The 8,528-nt window shown below is 66.7% G+C and carries 8 protein-coding genes, 1 tRNA gene and 2 pseudogenes; 6 read left to right on the top strand and 5 right to left on the bottom strand.

Annotation, left to right across the window (positions count from 1 at the left end; genetic code table 11):
* Positions 1-49 precede the first annotated feature (49 nt).
* The 3 genes and pseudogenes from ACQKDV_RS16655 to ACQKDV_RS16645 all read right to left on the bottom strand — a co-directional run.
* Positions 50-178, bottom strand: a pseudogene (locus tag ACQKDV_RS16655) (PIN domain-containing protein); the annotation flags it as partial.
* Between the two features lie 84 nt (positions 179-262).
* A complete protein-coding gene (locus tag ACQKDV_RS16650; protein ID WP_427785197.1) occupies positions 263-742 on the bottom strand; it encodes a peroxiredoxin in 480 nt (159 codons plus the stop codon).
* 92 nt (positions 743-834) lie between these two features.
* Complete coding sequence (locus ACQKDV_RS16645) at positions 835-1,395, bottom strand: glycine cleavage system protein R (RefSeq protein WP_197580250.1); 561 nt, start codon at positions 1,393-1,395, stop codon at positions 835-837.
* A 163-nt stretch (positions 1,396-1,558) separates the two neighbouring features.
* Between ACQKDV_RS16645 and dapA the strand changes: the two genes are divergently transcribed.
* Entirely contained in the window at positions 1,559-2,452 is an 894-nt protein-coding gene (dapA, locus tag ACQKDV_RS16640; protein ID WP_427785195.1) for a 4-hydroxy-tetrahydrodipicolinate synthase, read from the top strand.
* A gap of 32 nt (positions 2,453-2,484) precedes the next feature.
* Entirely contained in the window at positions 2,485-3,012 is a 528-nt protein-coding gene (locus ACQKDV_RS16635; protein ID WP_427785194.1) for a hypothetical protein, read from the top strand.
* Positions 3,013-3,100: 88 nt separating this feature from the next.
* On the opposite strand, the gene fdxA is transcribed toward ACQKDV_RS16635, so the two are convergent.
* Positions 3,101-3,424 (bottom strand): ferredoxin FdxA, encoded by a 324-nt coding sequence (gene fdxA / locus ACQKDV_RS16630; RefSeq protein ID WP_079221482.1) that lies wholly within the window; start codon positions 3,422-3,424, stop codon positions 3,101-3,103.
* 246 nt (positions 3,425-3,670) lie between these two features.
* Between fdxA and xylB the strand changes: the two genes are divergently transcribed.
* From xylB to ACQKDV_RS16615, 3 genes are read left to right on the top strand one after another with little or no spacing between them, the layout of a single operon-like run.
* Complete coding sequence (gene xylB, locus ACQKDV_RS16625; protein WP_427785191.1) at positions 3,671-5,164, top strand: xylulokinase; 1,494 nt, start codon at positions 3,671-3,673, stop codon at positions 5,162-5,164.
* A gap of 23 nt (positions 5,165-5,187) precedes the next feature.
* Positions 5,188-6,528, top strand: a complete 1,341-nt coding sequence (gene xylA / locus ACQKDV_RS16620; RefSeq protein WP_427785190.1) for a xylose isomerase — start codon at positions 5,188-5,190, stop codon at positions 6,526-6,528.
* A 32-nt stretch (positions 6,529-6,560) separates the two neighbouring features.
* On the top strand, positions 6,561-7,985 hold the full coding sequence (locus ACQKDV_RS16615; RefSeq protein WP_427785188.1) for a sugar porter family MFS transporter: 1,425 nt from the start codon (positions 6,561-6,563) through the stop codon (positions 7,983-7,985).
* A 277-nt stretch (positions 7,986-8,262) separates the two neighbouring features.
* Here ACQKDV_RS16615 and ACQKDV_RS16610 read toward each other — a convergent pair.
* Positions 8,263-8,337: transfer RNA gene (locus ACQKDV_RS16610), tRNA-Glu, on the bottom strand.
* A 52-nt stretch (positions 8,338-8,389) separates the two neighbouring features.
* Here ACQKDV_RS16610 and ACQKDV_RS16605 point away from each other — a divergent pair.
* Positions 8,390-8,528: pseudogene (locus ACQKDV_RS16605) on the top strand (polynucleotide adenylyltransferase PcnB); the annotation flags it as partial.

Genomic DNA, 8,528 nt, shown 5'->3' with positions numbered 1-8,528 from the left:
AACCGCTGTTCCTGGTCGCAGGGGTTCAGCAGCAGGGCCAGACTGACATGGCGCCATCCAGCTCCTCGATCACCTGCATGGGCAGGTAGACGTCATGTTCCTCGAACTTGAACAGCGCGGTGGGATCGTGCATCAGCACGTTGGTATCCAGCACGTAGATGCGCTTGCCTCGGGTCATCGTCATTTCCTGGTTACGGACAGGGAAAAACCACCACGACCTGCTGCAGGGCAGGGTGGCGGCGGACACAGTGGGCGGTGGGTCTCACTTGGATTGGGCGGCCTTCAGTTCGGCAAGCACGGCGTCGGCATGGCCGGCGACCTTGACCTTGCGCCAGGACTGGATGAGTTGGCTGTCGGGGGAAATCAGGAAGGTGCTGCGTTCGATGCCACGTACCTGCTTGCCGTACATGTTCTTCATCCTGATGACGTCGAAGGCGGTGCACAGCGCTTCATCGGCATCACTGACCAGCGGGAAGTTGAAACCCTGCCTGGCGCAGAAGTTGTCGTGGGACTTGACCGAGTCGCGGGAGACGCCAAGCACGACCGCACCGGCTTTCCTGAACTCCGGCAGCAGGGCGTTGAAGTCGATGCCTTCGGTGGTGCAGCCGGGGGTACTGTCCTTGGGGTAGAAGTACAGCACCAGCCACTGGCCGGCATGATCGCCGAGGGTGGACTGGTCGCCGCCGGACAGCGCCAGCGGCAGGGAAAGGGTGGTGCTGTCCAGGGTATCGCCGTTGTTCATGAGATCCTTCTGTCGAGCCTGGGTTGTTTCTACGACAATTGCATGAAACGCCACGCGCCTGTGAGAGGCGCGCGAAAAAACCGCACGTGCGATCAGAATTTCATCGGGTCCATGATCGCGTCCAGGTTCAGGTGGTCGCAGAACTCGAGGAAATCGTCGCGCAGCGCGGCGATGTGCATGTTGGCCGGCACGCCGATGGTGACCTGCGCGCTGAACATTTCAGCGCCGGTCTGCATGGCGCGGTAACGCGTGCTCTGCAGAGTCTCGATGGTGATGCCCTGGCGGTCGAAGAAATCGGCCAGCTGGAACAGGATGCCCGGCTTGTCGGCGGCAATGACTTCGACGATGTACGGCAGCAGGTTGGACTGCGCCTGCTTGGCGGCCGTGCGGTACCAGACCAGCTTCAGGCCTTCTTCGCGCTCGAGCCGGGTCAGCATGGCTTCCAGCTTGGCGACCGAATCCCAGGAGCCGGTGGCAAGTGCGGTAACCGAGACATCGCGGCCGACCGTGGCCAGGCGTGCGTCCACCAGATTGCAGCCACTGTCGGCGATGCGGCGGGTGACGGACAGCAGGGGGGACTCCGGATGCGTCGTGTAGGCGTTGATCAGGAGGTGGTTTTCGCTCGGCGCGGGGCGCGGGGTGGTGTCGGTCAAGTCGATTCCGGGTAATGCAAGGGTGAGTCTGAATGCCCGCCGGAGGCGGGAATCCACCGGTGTCCAGCATACTTGCCCGTGCTTTCGCGCCGCAAGTAACATTCAGGTGCCCCCGGCCTGTCGTGGCGGGCGTTTTCCCTCCCCAGCCAAGAGCAGCACGTCCTTGTCCCTTTCCGGCCTCATCACCGCGCTGGCGACCCCGTTCCGGGCCGACGGCTCACTCGATCCCGACGGTTGGCAGCGCCTGCTGCACCTGCAGCTGGAGGGCGGCGTCCAAGGCGTCGTCGTCGCCGGCTCGACCGGCGAAGCCGCCACCCTCTCCGATGTGGAGTACGACCAGCTGCTGGCCAGCGCCGTCGAGCGCATCGCCGGCCGCATTCCGGTCCTGGCCGGCACCGGCCTGTCCGGCACTGCCAAATCCATCGACCAGACCCGCCGCGCCGCTGCGCTTGGTGCTACCCACGCCCTGGTGGTGACCCCGCCGTACGTGCGGCCCACCCAGGCGGGCCTGATCGCGCATTACCGCGCCGTGGCCGACCAGGGCGGCCTGCCGGTGGTGCTGTACAACGTCCCCGGCCGTACCGGCTGCGACATGCAGCCGGAGACCGTGGCCGAGCTTGCCAGCCACCCCAACATCGTCGCCATCAAGGAAGCGGTGGGTGACACCGGCCGCGTCCACGCCCTGCTGGCACTGGCCGGCCCGGACTTTGCCGTACTCAGCGGCGACGACGGTACCGCCGCCCGCTCGATCCAGGCGGGCATGGCCGGGCTGATTTCGGTCGGTTCCAACGTCCTTCCCGGTGCCTACCGCCGCATGTGTGCGCTGGCCGCGGCCCACGAACATGAAGCCACGGAATCCTGGGATGCGCGGTTGCAGCCGTTCCACGATTTCTGCGGTGTCGAGCCTAACCCGATCCCGGTCAAGGCGCTGCTGCGCCGCATCGGCATCGGCCATGACCTGCGCCTGCCGCTGCTGCCGCTGTCGGCGGCACACCAGCCCGCAGCCGACCATCTTGCCGGCGACATCGCCGCCCTTGAAGCCCTTTCCAGCCATTGACCTGTTGTCGTGGCCTGATCCAGGAGATCCACATGCGTCATTCCGTTTCCACTGTCCGCGTGCTGTCCTATGCGTTGCTCGCCGTCGCCGTCGCTGCCGGCACCACCGGCTGCTTCAAGCGTGGTGCCAAGGGTGATTACGCCCTGGCCCCCGAAATGCGTCCGCTGGAAGTGCCGCCGGATCTGAATGTTCCCACCGGTGCTGGTGGCAACCAGGTGCCGGTGCTGAGCGCGGCCACCCAGCCGGCGGCTCCGGCTGCTGCCGCAACCACGGCCGCTCCGGCTGCCAACAACAGCGGTTTCACCATCCCGGGCAGCAAGGAAGAGGCCTTCGCCAAGGTCGGCACCGCGTTGGAAGGCGTGGAAGGCGTGACCATCGCCAGCCGCGCGCAGCTGCTGGGTTCCTACGATGTGGCCTATGAAGGCAGCAACTTCCTGGTCCGCGTGGTAGCCGTTGATGCAGGCGCCTACATCTCTGCGGTTGACCCGCGTGGCCTGCCGGCCACCGCCGAAGCCCCGGTGAAGCTGATTGCCGCACTGAAGGCAAAGCTGACGCAGTAAGCACGGCGAAGGTGCCGCTGGGCATGGCCCGGCGCTACCAACAGGAAAGGGCGCCGATGGCGCCCTTTTCGTTGCAACTGCTGGCGGATCAGCGCTCCAGCAGCGGCAGCTTGTCCGGCTTGCCGTCCCACTCGCCGGCGTCGGCGGGCGGATCCTTGCGCACGGTCAGTACCGGCCATTCCTTGGCGAGCTCGGCATTGAGGCCTACGAACACTTCCTGGCCGGCCGGGACGTCGTCCTCCGGGAAGATCGCGTTGACCGGGCACTCCGGCTCACAGAGCGTGCAGTCGATGCACTCATCCGGGTCGATCACAAGGAAGTTCGGGCCTTCGTGGAAGCAATCCACGGGGCACACTTCCACGCAATCGGTGTGTTTGCACTTGATGCAGTTTTCGGTGACGACAAAGGGCATAAGGGGGGAGGTAGATCCGTCTTCAAGCGGGCAATTCTAGAACAGGTTGAACGCGCGCGCTGCCGTCAGCCGCACCGGTGCCGCGCGCGCTGACGATTCTGGACCTGTCGCAAGGGTCTCCGGTCACCGCGCAGCCGCACTTTGCGGCACTGCACATTGCCAAGCCGGGGAAGCGCCCGGCAGACTCGATGTCCATCGGTGGACATCTGGCGGTGATGCAGTGCGGATTGCAGGGACGGGCAGGGCATGAGCGTGTATCTGGGCATCGACGCCGGCACGCAGAGCGTGAAAGTGATCGCCTATGACGCCGCCGCACGCACGGTGCTGGCGCAGCAGGCACGGCCGCTGGAACTGATGGTGACGGCCGACGGCAGCCGCGAGCAGAACGCTGCGGACTGGGTGAAGGCGCTGGTCGAGGCGGTCCAGGCCCTGCCGGGACCGGTGCGGGCGCAGGTGCGCGGGCTGGCAGTGTCGGGCCAGCAGCACGGTTTCGTGCCGCTGGGCCGTGACAACCGCGCGCTGGGCCCGGTCAAGCTGTGGTGCGATACCAGCACCGGTGCCGAATGCGCGGCGATCACCGCCGCCGTGGGTGGGCCTGCGGCCTGCATCGCCGCCGCCGGCAACGATCTTCGGGTGGGCTACACCGCCTCCAAGCTGCGCTGGACCCGCCAGCACCGTCCCGAGGTGGATGCGGCATTGGATGGTATTGCCCTGCCGCATGACTACCTGAATCTGTGGCTGACCGGGCAGCGCTTCATGGAGGCCGGTGATGCTTCCGGGACCGGATGGCTGGATGTGCGCCGCCGCGACTGGTCGTCGGTGATGCTGGCGGCCACCGACGAGCGACGCGACCTGGGCGCACTGCTGCCGGCGCTGGTCGATCCCGGGCAGGGTTTTACCCTGCTGCCGGCCATCGCCGCGCTGCTGGGGCTGCCGGCGGCTGCCCGGGTGGCGGTCGGCGGCGGCGACAACATGATGGCGGCGATCGGCACCGGTGCCGTGCGCGAAGGGCGCCTGAGCATGAGCCTGGGCACTTCGGGCACGCTGTTTGCCTGGAGTGCCACACCCTGTGTGGATGCGCAGGGGCGCTGGGCCGCGTTCTGCGCCTCCGATGGCGGCTGGCTGCCGCTGGTCTGCACCATGAACTGCACGGTCGCCACCGGCCAGGCGGCCGCGTTGCTGGGGCAGTCGCCAGCGCAGTGCGAAGCCTTGCTGGCGCAGAGTGCGCCGGGTGCCGACGGCCTGGTGATGCTGCCGTTCTTCAATGGTGAGCGCAGCCCGGATCTGCCGCTGGCGCGAGGTGCCCTGCACGGTCTGGACCTGCACAACCTGACCCCGGCCAACCTCTACCGCGCGGCGATGGAGGGGGCCAGTTACAGCCTGCGCCTGGGCTACGACGCGCTGGTGGAAGGCGGACTGCGCGGCCAGCGCCTGGTGCTGACCGGTGGCGGCGCAAAAAGCCCGGCGTGGCGCCAGTTGATCGCCGATCTGTTCCAGCTGCCGGTGGCCGTGCCGCTGCAGGCCGAGGGGGCGGCCTTCGGTGCCGCGCTGCAGGCGTTGTGGCTGTGCGAGGGGCAGGGCCGGGCACTGGCCGACCTGGTCGATGAGCACCTGCAGTTCGACCCCGCCCTGGCGGCGCGGCCCGATCCTGCCCAGGCCGTTGCGTACGAAGCCGGCTACCAGCGTTTCGTCCACCACCTGCAGGCGTTGACGCCGCTGTTCCAGCAGCGCCTGCCCTGATCCCGAAGAAGGAAGCATCGTCCATGGCAACCCCGTTCCACGTTGGTCAGCGTGAGTACTTCCCCGGCATCGGCCGCATCCCCTTTGAAGGGCGCGGCTCCGACAATCCCCTGGCCTTCAAGGTCTACGACGCGCAGCGGCAGATCGGTGGGCGCAGCATGGCCGAGCACCTTCGCTTTGCGGTGGCTTACTGGCACAGCTTCTGTGGTGCGGGCCAGGACCCGTTCGGGCCGGGCACGCGGGCCTACCCGTGGGACCACGGCGACACCGCGCTGGCCCGGGCCGAGGCGCGCTGCGATGCGGCCTTCGAGTTCTTCACCAAGCTGGGCGTGCCGTTCTGGTGCTTCCATGATGTGGATCTTGCGCCGGACGCGGAAGACATCGGTGAGTACCGCGCCAATCTCGCGCACATGGTCGCGCTGGCCGGCCAGCGCCAGCAGCAGACCGGCATGCAGTTGCTGTGGGGCACCGCGAACCTGTTCTCGCACCCGCGCTACATGAACGGCGCGGCAACCAACCCGGACTTCGCCGTGGTTGCACGAGCGGCCGTGCAGGTGCATGCGGCCCTGGAAGCGACGGTGGCGCTGGGGGGCAGCAACTACGTGTTCTGGGGCGGCCGTGAAGGCTACGCCTGCCTGCTCAATACCGACATGAAACGCGAGCAGGCGCACCTGGCCCGTTTCCTGGCGGCCGCCCGCGACCATGGCCGCAGCATCGGTTTCCAGGGCACGTTCCTGATCGAGCCCAAGCCGATGGAACCGATGCACCACCAATACGATTTCGACAGCGCCACCGTGGTCGGCTTCCTTCGCGAACATGGGCTGGACGGCGATTTCAAGCTGAACATCGAGGCCAACCACGCAACACTGTCCGGGCACACCTTCGCCCATGATCTGCAGGTGGCCGCCGATGCCGGCCTGCTGGGCAGCATCGATGCCAACCGTGGCAATCCGCAGAACGGTTGGGACACCGACCAGTTCCCGACCGATCTGTACGACACGGTGGGTGCGATGCTGGTGGTGCTGCGGCAGGGCGGGCTGGGCCATGGCGGCCTCAACTTCGATGCCAAGGTGCGTCGCGAGTCGACCGATCCGCAGGATCTGTTCCTGGCCCACATCGGCGGCATGGATGCCTTCGCGCGCGGTCTGGAGGTGGCCCATGCGCTGCTGCAGGCCTCGCCGCTGGAACAGTGGCGGCGCGAGCGCTATGCCAGTTTCGACGACGGCCCAGGCCAGGCCTTTGCCGCCGGCCGGCTCAGCCTGGACGACCTCTGCGCCCATGCCCGGCAGGCCGGCGAGCCACGCCTGCGTAGCGGCCGGCAGGAAGCCTATGAGAACCTGCTGAACCAGTACCTGCTGCGCTGAGCGGCTGGCCCCTCCCTTTCGCGGAAGATCCAATGTCCACAGCGATTCCTGCAAGCGCCGGCAGCCGCGGCGAGAACACCGCCTTCATCGTCCTGATCAGCTGCGTGGCCACCCTCGGTGGCTTCCTGTTCGGTTTCGACAGTGGGGTGATCAACGGTACGGTCGATGGCCTGCGCCAGGCGTTCAATTCCAGTGAGGCGGCGTTGGGCTTCGAGGTGGCGTCGATGCTGCTGGGCTGCGCCATCGGTGCATTCGTGGCCGGGCGCCTGGGTGACCTGCTGGGACGGCGCAGCGTGCTGATCATCTCGGCGGTGCTGTTCCTGCTGTCGGCGCTGGGTGCGGGCGCGGCGCATGCCTCGTGGCTGTTCGTGGCCGCGCGCATGGTGGGCGGCTTCGCGGTGGGCGCGGCCAGCGTGATGTCACCGGCCTACATTGCCGAGGTCGCCTCGGCGCGTTATCGCGGCAAGCTGGCCACGGTGCAGCAGATGGCGATCATCAGCGGCCTGTTTGCAGCGTTCCTCAGCAACTTCCTGCTGGCCCGCGCGGCCGGTGCCTCCACCGAGGTGCTGTGGCTGGGGCAGGAGGCATGGCGCTGGATGTTCTGGATGCAGGCGATTCCTTCGCTGCTGTTCCTGGTGCTGCTGCTGGCCATTCCGGAAAGCCCGCGCTTCCTGGTCGCCAAGGGCCGCCACGCACAGGCCGAGGCGGTGCTGGTGAAGCTGTATGGGACGGCCGAGGCGCGCAGCAAGCGCGGCGAGATTGAAGGCAGCCTGGCCCAGGACCAGCATCGCCCGACCTTTGCCGACCTGAAGGACAAGGCCAGTGGCAAGCTGCGCGGCATCGTCTGGGTGGGTATCGGCCTGGCGGTGCTGCAGCAGCTGGTGGGCATCAACGTGGTGTTCTACTACGGCGCTGTGTTGTGGCAGGCGGTGGGCTTCTCGGAAAACGACGCGCTGCTGATCAACGTGCTGTCCGGCGCGCTGAGCATCGGTGCCTGCCTGGTGACGGTGCTGCTGATCGACCGCATCGGCCGCAAGCCGCTGCTGTGGGTCGGTTCGGTGGGCATGGCCATTGCGCTGGCGCTGATGGTGGTGGCTTTTGCCAGCGGCAGCCTGGTGGACGGGAAGCTGCAGTTGTCCGATGGCATGGGCCGGTTGGCGCTGGTGGCGGCCAACGTCTACGTCGTGTTCTTCAACATGTCGTGGGGCCCGGTGATGTGGGTGATGCTGGGCGAGATGTTCCCGAACCAGATCCGCGGCTCGGCGCTGGCAGTGGCCGGTGCGGCGCAGTGGACGTCCAACTTCGCCATCACCGTCACCTTCCCGATGCTGCTGGCCGGCATCGGCCTGGCCGGTGCGTACGGCATCTATACCGTGGCCGCGTTCCTCTCGATCTTCTTTGTCATCCGCTACGTCCGCGAAACCAAGGGCAAGGAACTGGAGCAGATGGAAGGCTGACGGCCGGCCTGCGTTTCAGCGCCTTCTTTCTCCGTGGGGAGGCGGCAGGCCAGCCGATCCAGGACACGCCGTTAACCCATCCATGGTGCTCGATGGCGCCATGGATGGCGCCATCGAGCACCATGGATGGGCTTTTGCGTGTCCAGGCCAGCGTGGTCTGCCCCCTCAAACGCAGGAGCAGGCAGGCGCCACAACGACCAATCATCCGAAATCACAAACCCCGGAAAACAGAAAAGCCCGCACGGTGGCGGGCTTTTTCGGTTCCTGCTGCGGCGACTGGTGCTCCCTAGGGGACTCGAACCCCTGTTTTAGCCTTGAGAGGGCCACGTCCTAACCACTAGACGAAGGGAGCAGAAAATTGTCGCTGCCGAGGCAGGAGCGCTAGTATATGCACCTCGATGCCATTGGGCAATCCCGAAACTTCAACCGGAAGCGCCAACATCATTTCCCCTGCTCCATCACCGTTCAGCCTGCGCGTCATCCCGCGCGACCAGCACACGATCTCCCGCAAGGACATCAGCCCGAATGCTCTGCGCGTGCTGT

Source organism: Stenotrophomonas sp. NPDC077659 (genome assembly GCF_050268705.1).
Taxonomy (GTDB): Bacteria; Pseudomonadota; Gammaproteobacteria; order Xanthomonadales; family Xanthomonadaceae; genus Stenotrophomonas.
Note: the sequence above shows the minus strand (reverse complement) of the source record. Positions and strands in the feature narration are given on the sequence as shown.

Bases quoted from the DNA above. Each gene is read 5' to 3' on its own strand.
- ACQKDV_RS16650 (WP_427785197.1), bottom strand. From the start codon at position 742: ATGAACAACGGCGATACCCTGGACAGCACCACCCTTTCCCTGCCGCTG.
- ACQKDV_RS16635 (WP_427785194.1), top strand. From the start codon at position 2,485: ATGCGTCATTCCGTTTCCACTGTCCGCGTGCTGTCCTATGCGTTGCTC.
- fdxA (WP_079221482.1), bottom strand. From the start codon at position 3,424: ATGCCCTTTGTCGTCACCGAAAACTGCATCAAGTGCAAACACACCGAT.
- xylB (WP_427785191.1), top strand. From the start codon at position 3,671: ATGAGCGTGTATCTGGGCATCGACGCCGGCACGCAGAGCGTGAAAGTG.
- xylA (WP_427785190.1), top strand. From the start codon at position 5,188: ATGGCAACCCCGTTCCACGTTGGTCAGCGTGAGTACTTCCCCGGCATC.
- ACQKDV_RS16615 (WP_427785188.1), top strand. From the start codon at position 6,561: ATGTCCACAGCGATTCCTGCAAGCGCCGGCAGCCGCGGCGAGAACACC.